Raw genomic sequence first — 17,108 nt, forward strand, 5'->3', positions numbered from 1 at the left:
GTCGCAGCGCGCTTACAACTTTCGTTCCGTGAATACGGGCTCGAAAAACTTCCATTCGTCGAAATAAGCCGCGGGCAGCTTGTATGGCTGGCATTCAATGATCGCGCGTAGCGCACTCTCCTGGTAGACGCGGAAATACGGCGTTGACGGGTTACTGATGGCCGTCGGCGTGGTCTCGAGCGTGCCGTCGCGCTTCAGCTTGATGCTGAAAACCGCCTCGGTCATCTGCGCTTCGAGTCCCCCATAGGGCTTCTTCCAGCAGCGCTCGACCTGGGACTTGAACATCGCCCCCCAGGTCGCGGAGTTGTCCGCGGCCTTACCGTGGGCTAGTCCCAGCGCAGCGTTCGAATTCAGCGTATCGCCGGCGACAGAATGACGTGTAGGATCACGCTTGTCGAGCAGGGCCGCTATCTTTGATTGGTCGAACACGCGCTCGGCCCGTTTCGCCGCCGCCTGGGCTTTCGCCTCGGCCTCAGCCTTGGCTTTTGCCTCGGCCTTGGCTTTGGCTTTGGCTTCCGCTTTCGCCTTAGCTTTGGCTTTCGCCTGCGCTTCGGCCTTGGCCTTGGCCTTGGCCTCAGCTACGGCTTCCGCCTGAGCCTTCGCGGCTTCCGCTTTGGCTTTCGCCTCCGCCTTGGCCTTTGCATCTGCTGCTTTGGCTACCGCCTCGGCCTTCGCTGCTGCTGCTGCCTCGGCAGCGGCCTTGTCATCAGGTTTTGGTTGTTCTTTCGGCGCCACGTCGGTCACGACCGGAGGCTTCTTATCCTCGATCTTGCCGACGATGTCCTCCTGTGGCGGCGTAGGCTCGGCGACCTTCTCGACCAGCGGCTTCGGGTTTTCCTTCTTTCCGGTCTTCATGCCCGCCGTGACATGGGCAAGCTGATCGGCGGAGATGATGTCGACCGGCAGGGATTCTTCCGGCACCGATTCGAAGGCCTTCGACGAAAACGACACCAGCCCCCACCCGATGACAAGAACGTGCAGGGCAACCGACGCCGCCAGTGTCTTATCGACCTTGACCCTCAAACCTTAAGATCCTTGTTCCACTTCAGTAACCAGCGCCAGACGCTTGAATCCGGCGCCCGACAGCCGGCCCATCACCCGCGCCACCGTGCCGTAGTCGGCCTTCTTGTCGGCACGCATGAAGATGCGCTCGTCCAGACCACCGCGCGCATCGGTGATCGCGGTCAACTTCGGAATCAGTTCCTCCATTGTAACTTCGGTGTCATTGATGAAAATCCGTCCCTGGGCATCGACCGATAACTGCAACGGCGTCTTGTCCTGTTCCAAGCTTTTCGCCTGGGTCTGCGGCAGATCGAGCGGCACGCCCACCGTCAAAAGCGGCGCGGACACCATGAAGATGATCAAAAGCACCAGCATGACGTCGACCATCGGCGTGACGTTGATCTCGGCCATCGGCTGTGACCGCCGCCGTCCTCGTCGTCCGCCACCTCCGGAGGAAGACGCTGCCGGATTCATGGACATAATGGACCGCCCGTTTCCATGCCGCTTGACCTCATGCCCGCTCGTCGATCTGACGTGAGAGGATCGCGGAAAACTCGTCGGCGAAACCCTCAAGGCGCTGGGCCTGACGATTCACCTCCGCAGTGAACTTATTGTAGAAAATGGTCGCGGGGATGGCGGCGATAAGGCCGATCGCGGTTGCAAACAGCGCTTCGGCGATGCCCGGCGCCACCACAGCGAGCGAGGTATTCTTCGAAGCGGCAATCGACTGGAAGCTCGACATAATGCCCCACACGGTGCCGAACAGGCCAACGAAGGGACCAGCCGAGCCCACGGTCGCCAACACCAGCAACCGCCGTTCCAGGCGCTCGATCTCCCGCGCGATGGAAACGTTCATCACTTTCTCGATCCGCATCTGAAGCCCGGCAATCGACCGCGCCTGACTTTCGAAAGAACGTTTCCATTCGCGCATCGCTGCAACGAAACATGCGGCCATCGACTGTGTCGGCTTGGCCGACAGCGCCCGATACAGGTCCTCGATCGACTCTCCCGACCAGAAGGCCTGCTCGAAACGATCCATCGCGCGCTTGGTGCGGGTATAAAGAAACATCTTGTCGATCGCGATCGCCCACACCCACACCGAGCAGGCCAATAGGCCCAGCATGACCGCTTTCACGATCCAGTGAGCGTGAAAGAAAAGCGTAATCAGCGACACGTCGGCCGAGGCTAGGGGCAAGGCTGACTGCGCCACGTCGGCCGGATTCATGAGCAGTTTCCTCTCAACGCAAGATATCCCCCATCGACGCGCGGCGTGACCTCTGCCACCGCCACCGGTTTCGCAGCCACGAAGCGCACGCGGCGTAAAAGCGCCACGGAACAAGCCGGTTGAGTCACTTGGGGGGTCCGTCCAAAGCCGGAGCTTGCATCCCCTGCCAACGTGTCAAAACGAGGGCTAACGGCGCACCTTTACGGCTGTAACCAAACGCTAATCATGGTTAAGACCAGGTTACCAAAGAAGAATTGCGGCTATAAATCCGCGTTATATTCCAATCCTTGCTTACCGCGAACCGTGCCCGGCGGGGGCGGCGGACGTGGCGGACGGGTCTCCCGCGAGACGGGAGACCCGTCCAGCGAGTGTGCGGCCATGATCCGACGCCTGAATTGATAGGAACTTCAACACGCGCAGATGAAGAAAGCCCGCCTGTCGGACAGGCGGGCCTTCCTATCGGGTGGTGGATACCGGCAACACCAAGCGCGGCGCCGGTCGCAGCGTTGCCGATTGGCGACTACTGGCCTTGCGGACTGTCGTTCGGCGGCGTCGGATGATTGCGATGTTGGGCCATGAACGCGTCGAACTCTTCCTTGTCCTTAGCGTGACGAAGCCGTTCAAGGAAGTCCTTGAACTCTTTCTGCTCTTCCTCAAGCCGCCGCAGCGTCTCCATGCGATACTCGTCGAAGGCGCGGTTGCCGCTGGATGGCGCGCCGAAACCGCGGAAGCCAAAACCGCGGCGTTCCATATGATCCCGCATGCGGTCCATCTTGTATTGCATCCGTTGCATTTTGCTCTCGAACCGATCGTTGCTCCAGCAGCCCATTTTCCTGCTCCATAGAGTGAAGAAGAGAATTGCAAGACCGATCGGCCACCACACCATGAAGCCCAGCACGATCAGGACAATCCGGAATGGATGCCAGGGTGCATCCGTGAAGCGGCAGGGATACTGGCCTTGGCCCCGAGCGTTATCGGGACCGTTCCAGCGGTCGTAGTCAGCGGTGTGGGCCATGGGCCTTCTCCATCAACGGCGTCATGCCGCGTGAATGTAAATAACATTCACATAGGTAGGCTACCGACGGCTTTTGTCAAGCGCGACTTTGCACGGAAACGCCGGAGGTTTCAGCGGAAGCAGGGTTTCCCATTGTGAGACTTCGTTACATTGAACGCGGTGACATCGGCGCCCGAATCGAAAAAGCTCATCCGGCAGAAGCTCTTGGCCGCTTGCCGCGAGCGCGGGGACGAATCCACTGCCGGACATCCGCACAGCTCAAGGGGTCGTTCAGGTCGCGGACTTTTGATCCCACGGACCTCGCGGTGGCTTGGGCGCAGCGTTCGGGTCCTCAGGCGATCTGCGCTCGGTCGGAAAGCCGAGCCCGCGCAGATAAATCAGCACGCCCGCCTCGAGCAGGTCTTCGGCGGACATCGGCAGCTTGCGTCGCGCCGCGTCGCCACGGCCGAACAACGAGGCGATGCCGTGCGACATCGACCAGATGTGCAACGCCATCATCAGGGCCGGCGGTCGCGCGGCGCCCGGCGGTGTCAGCGCGGCAAGCCGTTCAGCCGCAGCGCGAATGATGCTGAAGGCGCGCTCGCTTGCGGCCGACAGCATCGGATTAACGTCGATCGGCACTCCAGACTCGAACATCGCGGAATAATAGGCCGGCTCATTACGCGCGAAAGCGAGGTAGGCGCGGCCGACACGCTCGAACGCGCTGACGGTATCCGGCCGGCCATCATCCCACGCCTTGGTCAACAGCGTTTCGAACTGCTCAAAGCCACGCTGGGCGATGCTGGCCAGCAGTTCATCACGATCGCGAAAGTGCCGGTACGGCGCGGCCGGACTGACGCCCGCGGACCGCGCCGCATCGGCGAAGGTGAAACCTGCCGCACCCTTCTCGGCAATCAGGCCGAGCGCCGCCTGCAGCAGGGCCTCCTTCAGATTGCCGTGATGGTACCCCCGCTCCGGGCGGCGATGATCCTTGCGCCAACTCATGTGAATGGTTCTTACATGAGAACGGGGGAAACGCCACTCGTTTCGACCTGCTTCCATTCGAGAAGTTGAGCGAAATCCGGCACGAAGAAACCTGCGAACCGTCACGATGGACCACGACAACGGGGCCGGTTCGCCGGAAATCAGTCAATGGCCGTGGCGGCGGAGCCTACCGGCGCGCGACCTCTGCGCGCAGCCGTTCTTCCTGCTCGCGCAGTTCCGGCGTGAATGCCTCGCCGAAATCCTCGGCCTCGAAAACCTGACGCAGTTCGAGTTCGTCGCCGGGCGCGAACGGCGCGCGCTTCATCCATGCGATGGCTTCGTCGCGCGAGGCGGTTTCGATCAACCAGTAGCCGGCGACCAGTTCATCGGCGGCCGCGAAAGGACCATCGATGACATCGACGCTTTTGCTGGAGAAACGGATTCGCGCACCCTTCGCGCTTGGATGCAGACCCTCGCCGGCGAGCATGACGCCCGCCTTCACCATCTCCTCGTTAAATCGGCCCATCGCGGCCAGCACCGCCTCGCTCGGCATCTCGCCCGCTTCGCTTTCCTTCGTCGCCTTCACCATCACCATGAAACGCATCGCGATTCTCCGTTGATCCGAACCGGTTCACGCCGGCCCAGCAATGAAGACGGGCGGACAGCGGCCTCTCCGACATGTCCGGCAACATTTTTCATCGCGAGCGCAAATCCCTCACAACAAATTCTTGCCGCATTGCTTGATCACGCTCGCATCATTGCTTCGGCCGTGGGGACACAAATACGGGCGCAGCAATTTGAAGGGGCGTTCCGCGTAAAACATCGATTCCATTTGGCTCGCGCGCAAGCCGCGACGAGTCATGCCCGAACCACACATGCCCGAACCACAATGGTGAAAAGCCAGATGGGGGAGGACATCATGACCGATGCCACGAAGCGGACGGCTTCCGGTACGCTCGCAGATATGATCGCGCATGTCACGGCGGTGACTGCGCTGCTGATTATCGCCGCCTGCGTCTTCTATGTGAGATAGCTCTGCGGCCGTCTGGCGGCACCATCTTTCACCAATCGATCAAGATGCGCGCGGATATGCGCCGCCTCCGCCGAGGAATTGGCGAGCGCGATGGCACAGTCGAATGCAATGCGCGCCTCCTCATTGTGGCCCAACTGCATCAGCAATGCGCCTTTGACGCCGAAAAAATGGAAATACCCGGAGAGCCGCTGCTCCAGCGGCGAGATCAGCGCCAAAGCCGCTTCCGGCCCCTCCACTTTGGAGAGGGCCACGCTGCGATTGAGCGTCACCACCGGCGACGGCTGCAAGCGCTCCAGCGTCGCGTACAGGAGGTCGATCTGGCGCCAGTCGGTCTCCTCCGGTTTCGGCGCGCTCGCATGAAGCGCCGCGATCGCGGCCTGCACCTGATAGGGGCCCGGGCGTCGATGGCGCATCGCCTTGTCGATCAGCGCTGCGCCTTCCGTGATCATCGTCCGGTTCCAAAGCCTGCGATCCTGATCGTCCAGCAGGATAATCGCGCCGTCAGAGTCGAATCTTGCAGCCGCGCGCGCGTGCTGCAGCAGCAATAGCGCCGTAAGCCCCATGATCTCCGGCTCGTTCTGAAACAGCCGAAGCAGCAGCCGCGCCAACCGGATCGCCTCCTCGCATAACGGCGCGCGAGCCTGCGAGGTGCCGCCGTTCGCCGAATAACCTTCGTTAAAGACGAGGTAGATCATGGCGGCAACGACGCCGAGCCGCTTGCTGCGCTCGACCGCGCCGGGCGTCTCGAACGCGACGCCTGCCTTCGCCACCGCCGCCTTGGCGCGGGTGATGCGCTGCTCCATCGCGGCTTCGCTGACGAGAAACGCACGCGCGATCTGCCTCACGGTCAGACCCGAGACGATGCGCAGCGCCAGCGCGATCTGCTGCGTCGCCGGCAGATCAGGATGGCAGCAGATGAACAGCAAACGCAGAATATCGTCGCGGTAGTGCGAATTGTCGAGCCGCTCGGCGATTTCGTTCTCGGCGTCGCCAAGGTCGGAGATCACATCATCGTCCGGTAATTCCTGTTGCTTGCCGCGCCGCCGCACCTCGTCAAGCGCGGCGTTGCGCCCGACCATGATCAGCCATGCCGCCGGATCGCGCGGTGGCCCGTTCTCCGGCCAGTTTCTCAAGGCGCGCAAGCAGGCGTTCTGATAGGCCTCCTCGGCTGTGTCGAGATCGCGGAAGTAGCGTAGAAGCGCACCGAGCGCCTGGGGACGCGCCGCCGTCAGAGCCGCATCGATCCAGGCGACGTCGGTCATGTCAGGGCTTCGCCGGAATTGAACACGCCGACTGGACGGATTTCATAGGAGCCGCCCGGATTGGCCTCGCCGAGTTCCTGCGCCGTTTCCAACGCCTCCTCCAGGTTCTTACAGTCGATCAGGTAGAACCCGAGCAACTGCTCCTTGGTTTCAGCGAATGGACCATCGACGATCAATGGCGGGTTTTCCTTGCGCAAGGTGGTCGCCGCGGTGGTCGGCAGCAGCCGCGCCACCGGTCCGAGCCGGCCCTGCTTCTTCAGCTTGTCCTGCACCACGGCAAGCTTCCGCATGACGGCGGCGTCCTGCTCCTTGCTCCAGGAACCAACGACGTCTTCGTTATGGTAGCAAAGGATGGCGTAGAGCATGCGCAATGGTCCTTCTTCCTTCCCCCTCAGGACGAACCAGTATGCCGACAGCCGACAAATGACCCAACAGAATTTCCGTGGGAGTTTTTAGGCGACAGCAAGCGCACGGCGTCCGCCATTGCAAAGCCGACGCCACGATGGGCTCTACGCCACGCGCCTTTCGGGATAAGCGTCCGGTTTGAGCAAGCCGCTACCCGTTCGCCGCCGCCTCGATGTCGGCGATGACGATCTTCTTCATCTTCAGCATTGCCTTCATGGCGCGGCTGGCCTTGGCGCGATCCGGGTCCTGCAACAGGCGCGGCATCATGTCGGGCACCACCTGCCAGGATACGCCAAACCTGTCCTTGAGCCATCCCCCCTTGAGCGGACCGCCACCGCCCGCGGTGAGCTTGTCCCAGTAGTAGTCGATCTCGTCCTGCGACTTACAGTCGATACTGAACGAGGTCGCTTCGCTGAACTGAAAATGCGGTCCGCCGTTCAACGCCAGGAAACGGGTGCCGTCGAGTTCGAACTCCACGGTCAGCACCGTTCCGGCGGGCTTTGAACTGCCCTCGCCGTAATACGTGGTTTCGAGGATCTTCGAGTTATTGAACACCGAAACGTAAAACTTCGCGGCCTCCTCGGCCTGCGTATCGAACCAAAGGAATGGAGTAATCTTGGGCATCGTCGGCTCCATCATTGCCTGCCCCGGTTGATGCGAGGCAACCCGCGAGCAGAGGGCGGGTTCCGCCCGGACAGGTCCCAAGAACGAACGGGTCGGCCGCGATCCGACAACACATAACAATTTTCTGCATAACGCATTTTCCGCCTGGGTCCGGCGACACCGCGCCATTGTCGGGGAATGCAAATCATCGTGACCGCCAGGCGCAGGGGTCCGATTCCGGCAATCAGACTTGATCGGCCTTCATCACAGCCCGAAGCGGCTTCGGTATCGGCTTCGCCCGCCCTTCGGATATGAACGCCACCTTCACCCTCGCGTCCAGCAGCAGCAGGTCGCCACGCCGCACCTCCTGATGCAAGGTGATCGAGGCGCCCCGGACTTCCAGCGGCCGCGTCACGATGTCGAGCACGTCGTCCATGTGGGCGGGCTTCAGGAAATCGAGCTGCATCGAACGCACCACGAAAGCGAAGCCCGGCGCTTCGCTCTCGGCCTCCGCGAACAGCGCGCGCTGGTCGGCACCGAGCAACCGCAGATAGTTGCTGCGCCCGCGCTCCATGAAGCGCAGATAGTTGGCGTGATAGACGAGGCCCGTAAAATCCGTGTCCTCGTAGTACACGCGAATACGCATGTAATGCCGGCCGTCGGCAATGTATCCGTCGAGCACAGCGCTATCTTGATCTTTCGTCATTTCCGATTCGAGTTGGATTTGGACCACAATGCGAGCATTGAGCAGAGACGCATTCTGCGCCATTGGAACGAATCCACACGAGTATCGACTGAATTTCGTCTGAACAAATCTTTACGTAGCTGCGTTCAGTGTAGCCGCCATCGGACGCCTCATGGGAAGTAACACACCGACATGTAGCTCTGTGCAACACAAGATAATTGGCATCGACGTTGCGACGCGAGTTAAGCACAAAGCCATGGGGATGTTCGGCACACCACTCGAAGTAGTCGACATCTTTTCTGCCTGCTTCGCCATCAAAAACAGTTATCATTCCCTTTCTGTCTCTCTCAATCATCTTGATTGTCAGGATCGAACAAACCGAATTGCGCCGGATCGCGCGTCGGTTCGGCGAGGCCGAGATGACGGAAGGCATGCGAGGTCAGCAACCGACCGCGCGGGGTGCGTTGCAGATAACCGCACTGGATCAGATAGGGTTCGATAATGTCCTCGATGGCGTCGCGCGGCTCTGAGAGCGCAGCCGCCATGGTCTCCACGCCCACCGGGCCGCCACCGTAGTTCAACGCGATGGTGGTGAGATAGCGACGGTCCATCGCATCGAGACCAGCGGCATCGACTTCGAGCGCGCCGAGCGCATGGTCTGCGATCTTGCGATCGATCGACGCCGCGTCGGCGGCTGAAGCGAAATCGCGCACCCGCCGCAGCAGCCGTCCAGCGATGCGCGGCGTACCGCGGGCGCGGCGGGCGATCTCGTTCGCGCCGTCCGCCGTCATGCCGACGCCAAGCACCCGCGCGCCACGGCTGACGATCTTCTCCAGTTCATCCTCGGTATAGAAGTTCAGCCGCACCGGAATCCCGAAGCGATCGCGCAGCGGATTGGTGAGAAGGCCGGCGCGCGTGGTGGCGCCGACCAGCGTGAACTTCGCCAGCTCGATCTTCACCGAGCGCGCCGCCGGCCCCTCGCCAATGATGAGGTCGAGCTGGAAATCCTCCATCGCCGGATACAGCACCTCCTCCACCGCTGGCGAAAGGCGATGGATTTCATCGATGAACAGCACGTCGCGCTCTTCGAGGTTGGTCAGCAGCGCCGCGAGGTCGCCGGCCTTGGCGATCACCGGGCCGGAAGTGGCGCGAAAGCCGACGCCGAGCTCGCGCGCGACGATCTGCGCCAGCGTGGTCTTTCCAAGTCCCGGCGGGCCGACGAACAGCACGTGATCGAGCGCCTCTTTGCGTTTGCGCGCGGCGTCGATGAAGATCTGCAGGTTGGCGCGCGCCTGGCGCTGGCCCACAAATTCGGACAGCTTTTGCGGCCGCAGCGCGGTGTCGCCGACATCGTCGGCGCGGCGCTCGGGCGTAACGATGCGGGAGGGCGTTGTCATCTGCAAGCCTGAAGTGATGTCGTTCTTCCTTCTCCCCTTGTGGGAGAGGGTGGCGAGAACGAGCGCAGCACGTTCACGCCGGGTGAGGGGGAATACCGACCTGCGCAAGCGCCCTCACCCGCCCTCGTTTCACTCGGGCACCCTCTCCCACAAGGGGAGAAAGATAGAAAGAAACGATCCGTGGTGGACAAACTCACTTCGCCAGCTCCTTCAGGCCGAGCCGGATCAGTTGCGCGGTCTCCGCGTTTTCGCCAGCGCCGCGCGCGGCGGCCGCGATCGCCGCGGTCGCCTGCGGCTGACCGTAACCGAGATTGACCAGCGCCGAGATCGCGTCCGTCACCGGACCCGGTGCGCGCCGGTCATCGACGGCGCCGACGAGATGGACCACCGCTGGATCGACGTTGGCGAAGGACGGCGCCTTATCCTTCAGCTCGGTGACGATGCGTTCGGCCACCTTCGGTCCGACGCCCGGCGTACGCGCCACCGACGCCTTGTCGCGCAAAGCGACGGCGCTCGCGAGATCCGCGGGGGACAAGGTGCCGAGCACCGCCAAGGCCACCCGCGCACCGACGCCCTGCACCGACTGCAACAGACGAAACCATTCGCGCTCGTGATCGGTGCGGAAGCCGAACAGCTTGATCTGGTCTTCGCGCACATAGGTCTCGATCGACAGCACCGCCGCCTCGCCCGGCGACGGCAGCGCCTGCAGCGTGCGCGAGGCGCAATGCACCTGATAGCCAACGCCGCCGACATCGAGGATCACGTAATCCTCGCCATAGGAATCGATGATACCCTTGAGCTTGCCGATCATGGGCGTATCCCGCTCCGTTTCTATTCCCTCCCCCCTTGTGGGGGAGGGTCAGGGAGGGAGGCAAACCACACATGCTGATGATGAGGCATACCCTCTCCACCTCTCCCCCAGCGCATGTCGGGCCTGCCCGATATGCGCCATCCATGGTTCAGATCGCGCAAGCGCGATCTGTTGGGGAGAGAGAGCAGGTCGGCTTCGCGGAGATTCATCAGTCCAACTACGCTCATCCCGCCGCCTTTATCCGCGCCGCGATCGCCGCGCTCTTTCGATGGTGCGCGTGAGTGATGGCAATGGCGAGCGCGTCGGCGGCGTCGGCGCTTTTCGGATCAGCTTTCGGCAGCAGGATTTTCAGCATCGCCTGGATCTGGATTTTGTCGGCATGGCCCGCGCCGACCACGGTCTTCTTCACCTGATTGGGCGCATACTCGGCCACCGCGATGCCGAACATCGCCGGAGCCAGCATCGCGACGCCACGCGCCTGCCCGAGCTTCAGCGTGGCCACGCCGTCCTTGTTGACGAAGGTCTGCTCGATTGCAGCCTCAGCGGGACGGAATCGGTCGAGCACCGCGCCGAGTCCGGCATGAATCGCCAAGAGCCGGCTCGCCAGCTCCATGTGCTCGCGCGTCTCGACCGAACCGCAGCCGACAAAGACCAACCGGTTGCCTTCGGTGTCAAGCACGCCCCAGCCGGTGCGGCGGAGCCCCGGATCGATGCCCAAAATGCGAATCGGTGAGGAGGTCATGACCCATGTTACCGCAACCGCCTCTTCCCGTCCGCCCCGGCAAGCGGCCCGGTTGTCCCGCGCTGGAAGCAACTCGGTCGTCATGGCCGGATTCCACCGGCCACCCCACGTCTTGCTTTGCCTCAATTTCGGTAAGACGTGGATGCCCGATATAGGGCCGGGGATGACGGAAAACGGAAAGAAGATTTCGGAGCTACAATAACGTCCCGCTCAAGATCAGCAGCGCCACGCTGAAGTAGATCATCAGCCCGGTGACATCGACCAGCGTCGCCACCAGCGGCGCGGAGGCACTTGCGGGATCGAAACCCGCCCGTTGCAGGATGAACGGCAGCATCGAGCCGGCCACCGAGCCGAAGACGACAACGCCGATCAGCGCGGCAGCGACGGTCAGGCCGACCAGCATCCAATGCTCGCCATAATCGTAGATGCCAAGCTTCTGCCAGGCCGCCACACGGACCAGCCCGATCAGACCGAGCATGGCGCCGAGGATCAGCCCCGTCGGCAGTTCGCGCACGGCCACGCGCCACCAGTCGCCCAGCCTGACCTCGCGTAGCGCCAGCGCACGGATCAGCAGCGAGGTCGCCTGCGAACCGGAATTGCCGCCCGAACTCATGATCAGCGGGATGAACAGCGTCAGCACGATGGCCTTTTCCAGCTCTCCCTCGAATCGCTGCATCGCGCTGGCGGTCAGCAACTCGCCGAGGAACAGCACGCAAAGCCAGCCGCCACGCTTGCGGATCATGTCCGGGAGCCTGATCTGGAGATAGGGTTCGTCGGTCGCGGCCATGCCGCCGAATTTCTGAGCGTCCTCGGTGTTTTCCTCGATGATGGCGTCGATGATGTCGTCGACCGTGACGATGCCAAGGACATGCCCGACCTTGTCCACCACAGGCACTGCCAGCATGTCGTGGCGCGAGATCAGCCGCGCCACGTCTTCGCGGTCCGCCAGCGGCGTGGTGGTGATCGGAGAACGCGCCAGATCGGCGATTTGGGCTGACGGCTCGCCGGAGATCAGCCGCCGCAGCGACACCGCGCCGATCAGGCGGCGGGTGAAGGCGTCCAGCACGTAAATGGCATAGACCGTCTCGCGGGTGCGCTCGACCTGGCGGATGTGCTGGAGCGTACGCTCAACGGTCCAGGTCGCAGGCACGGTGACGAATTCGGTTGTCATCATGGCGCCCGCGGTGTTTTCCGGATAGGCAAGCAGACCCTCGATGGTCGTACGCGTCGGCTCGTCGAGACCCTGCATCAGCTCGGATCGGGCCGGCTCCTCGAGTTGCTGGACGATATCGGCGGCCATGTCGGCCGACATACCGGCCAACAGGATGGTCGCCGTCTGCCGCGGCAGCGCCTCAACGATCTCGGGGCCGAAATTCAGCTCCGGCTTGTCGAGAATCTCGATCGAAATATCGACCGGCAGCAGCACCAGAACCGCCGCGGCGTCCTGCGGTTCGAGCTGGTTGAGAATTTCAACGTTATCGGCGACATGGCCGCCGCTCAGGCGCGAGGCCAGCGCGTACACATCGAGATCGCCGTCCGTTGTGGCGGTGTGGGTATCCGTCATAGCTCACCTTCGTGGTCTGCCGGCAACGGCAGGCCCGGCGAGCTCATCAAGCTCTCAGACCGGCGCCGCTGTCGGCGAAGTATGTGGCGAGGTACCTGGCAAGGTACCCGGACTGTCGCTTGGCATTTGTATGGTGTTCCCGTGATGGACGCGCGACCGGGGCCGCGACATCCCGCTGCGGCTGACATGATCCTTCAGCCCGACGGCGTCAAGGAAAAAGCGCTCGTTCAGGTTCGGTTCGATGTACCCCGCGCGACGGCAAGGCGTACGCAAGGGGCGCGCCTCTCAAGGAGCCGCCGCCGCAAGCATGTCCACAATATCTTCCGGGAAGACCCGCTCGGTGGGCCTCGCGAGTTCGGCGCGCGACCACCAACGATGCTCCACCATCACCTCGCGTTCAAGCGAGGTCCACGCCGTGCTGGAAACAACATGAAAGTCGGTTCTCACCAGAAAAAACCGCTCGTCGGCCAGTACACGCTCGCCGCCGATAAGCTCGAGAACGAATTGGCGCTGCGCGATTTCCGGTCCGACGCAAGCGACACGCAGGCCGGTCTCCTCCCACAACTCCCTGATCGCCGCCTGTTCAAAGGTTTCGCCGTCGTCGACACCCCCGCCCGGGGTCGCCCAAAAGGCGCGGTCCTTATGGACAAAACGAAACAGCAGCAGGCGTTCTTTGAGGTCGAGCAATAGTAGCCGCGCCGCAGGGCGCAGACGTAGGGAGCCGTGCGATACCACGCTCACACACCCAGCTTCGCCATCAGCGCGTCGGACACTTCGAAATTGGCATAGACGTTCTGGACGTCGTCATGCTCGTTGAGTTGATCAATCAACTTGAGCAACTTTTCGCCAGTGTTGTCGTCGACGGCGAGCGTATTCTGCGGCTTCCAGATCAAGGCCACCTTGCGCGCCTCGCCAAACTTGTCTTCGAGCGCCTTGGCGACGTCACGGAAGCTTTCCTGCGAGGCATAGATTTCGTGGCCGCCCTCGCCGGACACGACGTCATCGGCGCCCGCTTCGATCGCCGCTTCCAGCATGTCGTCGGCGGACCCCTTGTCCGGGTCGTATTCGATCACCCCGAGCCGGTCGAACATGAACGACACCGAGCCGGTTTCACCGAGATTGCCGCCGGATTTGGTGAAATACGAGCGGATGTCGGAGGCGGCGCGGTTGCGGTTGTCGGTCAGCACTTCCATGATGACCGCCACGCCGCCCGGACCATAGCCCTCATAGCGCAATTCGTCGTAGTTCTCGGCGTCGTTGCCGCTGGCCTTCTTGATCGCGCGCTCGATATTGTCCTTGGGCATGTTTTCCGCCCGTGCCGCGATCACGGCCGCGCGCAACCGCGGGTTCATCGCCGGATCCGGCGTCCCCAGTTTGGCGGCAACCGTGATTTCGCGCGCCAGCTTGCTGAACAACTTGGACTTCTGGGCATCCTGCCTGCCCTTGCGGTGCATAATGTTCTTGAACTGGGAATGTCCGGCCATCGGCAGGTCTCTCTCAAAATTCCGCAGGCCCGGCGGCGCCCGGCGGCCTCTGCAAAAAGGTGGAAGCGGCGCGGCGTTATAAGACGGGATCGCGCGGAATCAAAGACCGCCCCGGCAACGTCCAGCGCAACCGCGTCTCGAATCCTTGAAGCGCGATCACGTCCAGAACGCCATCACATCCAGAATGAAGGCTCCGCCCGTTCAAGCCGTCCGCCTATGCGCACCGGCGCGATCTTGAGGGCCAGCCCCGTCGCGTCGTCGGTCTCGACCGCGACGCCGCTCAATGTGGCAGCGCCCGCGGCCGGCTCAAACCGACTGCTCGGAATGCCCGTGGTGAAGCGGCGCAGCGGCTCTTCCTTCTGCATTCCGATCACGGAGTCATAATCGCCGGTCATGCCGGCATCGCTCATATAGGCCGTGCCGCCGGACAAAATCCGATGATCCGCCGTCGGCACATGGGTGTGCGTCCCGACCACGAGACTGACGCGGCCGTCGCAGAAGTAACCCATGCTTTGCTTTTCGCTGGTCGCTTCGCCGTGAAAATCAATGATAATCGCATCCGCCGCCTCGCGGAGACGGCAGGCGTCGAGTTCGTGTTCGATGGCGTGGAAAGGGTCGTTGAGGGGTTCCATGAAGATGCGCGCCATCGCATTGATGACAAGCGCGCGGCGGCCGTCCTTGGCGTCGATCAGCGCCGCGCCCCGCCCCGGCGTACCGGGCGGAAAATTCAGCGGACGAACGAGCCGCGGCGCGCGTTCGATGAACACCAGCGCCTCTTTCTGATTCCAGGCGTGATTGCCGAGCGTGATTGCATCGGCGCCGGCGTCGAGCAATTCCTGGTAGATCGCCTCGGTGATGCCAAAGCCGCCCGCGGCGTTCTCGCCGTTGACGACGACGAGATCGAGTTTCCACGTGGTGATAAGCGCGGGAAGATGGTCGCCGACCGCGGCACGCCCGGCCCTGCCGACGACATCGCCGATGAAAAGGATTCGCACCTCTATTCGCTCCCGAACCCGAATACGCTGGCTTCGGTTAGCACATAATCAAGCCGGACATCGTGGGACAATGCCGGCACCCGCGGTATCTCCTGCACCGAAAAAGCGAGGCCTATCGCGACAATGGCCTTATGCTGCCGCAGCGCCTCTAGCGTGCGGTCGTAATAGCCGGCGCCGTAGCCGATGCGATGGCCGGCGGGGTCGAACGCCGCCAGCGGCACCAGCACGATGTCCGGAACGACCTCGGCAATATCGGCGGGGGGCTCGTAAGTCCCCAAGGCTCCGCGCACCAGCGCCTCGCCCGGCTTCCACATGCGGAAAACCAGCGCGGCGTCAGGTCGTGAGATGGCCGGCATCGCGAGCACCGCGCCCCGCGCGGCAAACTTTTGCATCAGTGGCGCGGGATCGATCTCGTTGCGGATGGGCGCATAGCCTGCAATGACCGTTGACGACGTCGTAACAAGCGGCGGCATCCGCGCCGCGATCGCGACCGCCGCAGCGGCGCGTTGCTCCACGCTCAAGGCATCGCGCCGCGCTAACGCCGCGGCGCGCAGTTCTTCCTTGGATGCAGCGTCAGAAGAAATCGACATGCGGGTGCTTATAGCTTCTTTCGAAGCCGAGGGGTCGATTCGCCCGACGAAAGCATCAAACAAAGTGACGGAGATCAGAAGAATAAAGAAGAACGGCTCTGGTCCGCAACCGTCATCCTCGAAAGCGGACAACTCCGGCAGGGTCCAAACGAGCCGCACTTCGGAAGCCAATCCTCCGAGGCATGGGAGTGGAGGCATGGGAGTATGAAGGAAAGCGCGAAGCCGCAATCGCCGTTGGAGCGCTCGATCCCGGAGTTCCCTACGAAAGTAGGTGGGCACCATATGTCCGGGTCCACGGACCCGGCCAGGGACAGTTCCCTTAAGGATCGATAAGGCCCCGGGGATTGTGGCTCCTGACGCGCGTCGCAGCCTCGCAGGGACAATGTAGTGGAGACGGCTGTGCGGCGCCAGTGGAGGACGGCGTCCCATTTTACCCTCTCCTGAAGGAGAGGATGCGGAACGTCATCGCTGCCCGAGGATCGTCTTCCCTTGAGAGGATCACCCGATGGCGATGCCGCCGCCGACGGTGCGGTTCAACACCTGCGTTGTCTTCTCGATGCGGTGGGCCGCCATGTTCAGCGCGGCGACAACCGCTGTCTGGGTCGCACGTGCGCGCTCGGCCGCCGCAGCGCGCACATCGCGCAGGGCTTTGAGCTCTTCCTCCAGCGCGCGGATGCGCTGCTGCGCATCCATCAGTTCGTCGGAAGTCACCAGCGCCGCCATGACCTCGAGCCGCTGGTCGCCGATCTCGCCGAATTTGCCGCGCAATTGGCCGATGCGGCCTTCCAGATCGCCTGCCAGCTTCAGCAGCCGGTCTTCCTGCCCATCCTCGCAGGCCATCCGGTATTGGCGGCTGTTGATGGTCACGTTGACGTGGCTCATGGCTTCTCTCCCGCCGCCTCGAGCACGGACTTGATGGTGCCGATCGCCGCGTCGAGCTTTTCGGCGATCTCGCGATTGGTCCGCTCGAGCTTGCGGGTGCGCACCAGCGATCCGTCGAGTTCATCCGCAAGGCGCGAACGATCCGCACCCAGAGCCTGAATGCGGCTCGCCAGCTCGTCCTCATTGCGGTCCGCGTCGCGCCGTCTTTCCACCGCTCTTTCCAGTGCGTCGAGCGCGGCCGTCAGCCGCCGGGTCGCAGCGTCGATATCGGTTCCGCCACTATTGGCCGGTTCAGAACTGGCGGAACGATTGGCCGGTCGGTCGTTCATGTTCGTCCCTGCGCGCCTTTGGGCCGACTGCGGGCCAAACTACAAAGCTGCGGCTCGGCAAGCCCTTAGAGACTGAAATTTACGTGGCGGGCGAGGCCAGCGCAACGCCGCCGCAAAACTA

At 62.7% G+C, this 17,108-nt stretch carries 20 protein-coding genes and 1 other RNA gene; all 21 read right to left on the reverse strand.

Annotation, left to right across the window (positions count from 1 at the left end; translation table 11 throughout):
• Positions 1-12 precede the first annotated feature (12 nt).
• On the reverse strand, positions 13-1,023 hold the full coding sequence (gene tolA / locus NB311A_RS12725; protein WP_009798984.1) for a cell envelope integrity protein TolA: 1,011 nt from the start codon (positions 1,021-1,023) through the stop codon (positions 13-15).
• A gap of 3 nt (positions 1,024-1,026) precedes the next feature.
• A complete protein-coding gene (gene tolR / locus NB311A_RS12730) occupies positions 1,027-1,482 on the reverse strand; it encodes a protein TolR (protein WP_040675055.1) in 456 nt (151 codons plus the stop codon).
• A gap of 31 nt (positions 1,483-1,513) precedes the next feature.
• Positions 1,514-2,227 (reverse strand): protein TolQ, encoded by a 714-nt coding sequence (gene tolQ, locus NB311A_RS12735; protein ID WP_009798986.1) that lies wholly within the window; start codon positions 2,225-2,227, stop codon positions 1,514-1,516.
• A 520-nt stretch (positions 2,228-2,747) separates the two neighbouring features.
• A complete protein-coding gene (locus NB311A_RS12740; RefSeq protein ID WP_009798987.1) occupies positions 2,748-3,242 on the reverse strand; it encodes a DUF2852 domain-containing protein in 495 nt (164 codons plus the stop codon).
• A 270-nt stretch (positions 3,243-3,512) separates the two neighbouring features.
• Positions 3,513-4,226: a TetR/AcrR family transcriptional regulator gene (locus NB311A_RS12745; protein ID WP_009798988.1), complete on the reverse strand. Its 714-nt coding sequence runs from the start codon at positions 4,224-4,226 to the stop codon at positions 3,513-3,515.
• Positions 4,227-4,392: 166 nt separating this feature from the next.
• On the reverse strand, positions 4,393-4,809 hold the full coding sequence (locus NB311A_RS12750) for a YciI family protein (RefSeq protein WP_009798989.1): 417 nt from the start codon (positions 4,807-4,809) through the stop codon (positions 4,393-4,395).
• A 416-nt stretch (positions 4,810-5,225) separates the two neighbouring features.
• Positions 5,226-6,500 carry an RNA polymerase sigma factor gene (locus NB311A_RS12760; RefSeq protein WP_009798992.1) on the reverse strand — a complete coding sequence of 425 codons (1,275 nt, stop codon included), beginning with the start codon at positions 6,498-6,500 and terminating at the stop codon, positions 5,226-5,228.
• Positions 6,497-6,865 carry a YciI family protein gene (locus NB311A_RS12765; RefSeq protein WP_009798993.1) on the reverse strand — a complete coding sequence of 123 codons (369 nt, stop codon included), beginning with the start codon at positions 6,863-6,865 and terminating at the stop codon, positions 6,497-6,499. The genes NB311A_RS12760 and NB311A_RS12765 overlap by 4 nt, the downstream gene beginning before the upstream one ends.
• A gap of 190 nt (positions 6,866-7,055) precedes the next feature.
• Positions 7,056-7,529 carry a VOC family protein gene (locus tag NB311A_RS12770; protein WP_040675209.1) on the reverse strand — a complete coding sequence of 158 codons (474 nt, stop codon included), beginning with the start codon at positions 7,527-7,529 and terminating at the stop codon, positions 7,056-7,058.
• A 223-nt stretch (positions 7,530-7,752) separates the two neighbouring features.
• Positions 7,753-8,214, reverse strand: a complete 462-nt coding sequence (gene ybgC, locus NB311A_RS12775; protein ID WP_040675211.1) for a tol-pal system-associated acyl-CoA thioesterase — start codon at positions 8,212-8,214, stop codon at positions 7,753-7,755.
• A 326-nt stretch (positions 8,215-8,540) separates the two neighbouring features.
• Positions 8,541-9,590 (reverse strand): Holliday junction branch migration DNA helicase RuvB, encoded by a 1,050-nt coding sequence (gene ruvB, locus NB311A_RS12780; RefSeq protein WP_009798996.1) that lies wholly within the window; start codon positions 9,588-9,590, stop codon positions 8,541-8,543.
• 193 nt (positions 9,591-9,783) lie between these two features.
• The gene (ruvA, locus tag NB311A_RS12785; protein ID WP_009798997.1) at positions 9,784-10,401 is read right to left on the reverse strand and encodes a Holliday junction branch migration protein RuvA; all 618 of its coding nucleotides are present in this window, start codon (positions 10,399-10,401) and stop codon (positions 9,784-9,786) included.
• A 223-nt stretch (positions 10,402-10,624) separates the two neighbouring features.
• The gene (gene ruvC / locus NB311A_RS12790; protein ID WP_040675060.1) at positions 10,625-11,143 is read right to left on the reverse strand and encodes a crossover junction endodeoxyribonuclease RuvC; all 519 of its coding nucleotides are present in this window, start codon (positions 11,141-11,143) and stop codon (positions 10,625-10,627) included.
• Between the two features lie 193 nt (positions 11,144-11,336).
• Positions 11,337-12,707, reverse strand: a complete 1,371-nt coding sequence (mgtE, locus tag NB311A_RS12795; protein ID WP_009798999.1) for a magnesium transporter — start codon at positions 12,705-12,707, stop codon at positions 11,337-11,339.
• Positions 12,708-12,992: 285 nt separating this feature from the next.
• Positions 12,993-13,448, reverse strand: coding sequence for an NUDIX hydrolase (locus NB311A_RS12800; RefSeq protein ID WP_245256994.1), 456 nt, complete (start codon positions 13,446-13,448; stop codon positions 12,993-12,995).
• On the reverse strand, positions 13,445-14,191 hold the full coding sequence (locus tag NB311A_RS12805; protein ID WP_009799001.1) for a YebC/PmpR family DNA-binding transcriptional regulator: 747 nt from the start codon (positions 14,189-14,191) through the stop codon (positions 13,445-13,447). The genes NB311A_RS12800 and NB311A_RS12805 overlap by 4 nt, the downstream gene beginning before the upstream one ends.
• A gap of 173 nt (positions 14,192-14,364) precedes the next feature.
• Positions 14,365-15,186 carry a TIGR00282 family metallophosphoesterase gene (locus NB311A_RS12810; RefSeq protein WP_009799002.1) on the reverse strand — a complete coding sequence of 274 codons (822 nt, stop codon included), beginning with the start codon at positions 15,184-15,186 and terminating at the stop codon, positions 14,365-14,367.
• A gap of 2 nt (positions 15,187-15,188) precedes the next feature.
• On the reverse strand, positions 15,189-15,776 hold the full coding sequence (locus tag NB311A_RS12815; protein WP_040675214.1) for a 5-formyltetrahydrofolate cyclo-ligase: 588 nt from the start codon (positions 15,774-15,776) through the stop codon (positions 15,189-15,191).
• A 215-nt stretch (positions 15,777-15,991) separates the two neighbouring features.
• Positions 15,992-16,151, reverse strand: a non-coding RNA gene (ssrS, locus tag NB311A_RS20615) — 6S RNA.
• Between the two features lie 123 nt (positions 16,152-16,274).
• Complete coding sequence (locus tag NB311A_RS12820) at positions 16,275-16,658, reverse strand: cell division protein ZapA (RefSeq protein WP_009799004.1); 384 nt, start codon at positions 16,656-16,658, stop codon at positions 16,275-16,277.
• A complete protein-coding gene (locus NB311A_RS12825; protein ID WP_009799005.1) occupies positions 16,655-16,987 on the reverse strand; it encodes a DUF4164 domain-containing protein in 333 nt (110 codons plus the stop codon). Before NB311A_RS12825 ends, NB311A_RS12820 begins: the two co-directional genes overlap by 4 nt.
• Positions 16,988-17,108 lie beyond the last annotated feature (121 nt).

It is taken from the genome of Nitrobacter sp. Nb-311A, assembly GCF_000152905.1.
Classification (GTDB): domain Bacteria; phylum Pseudomonadota; class Alphaproteobacteria; order Rhizobiales; family Xanthobacteraceae; genus Nitrobacter.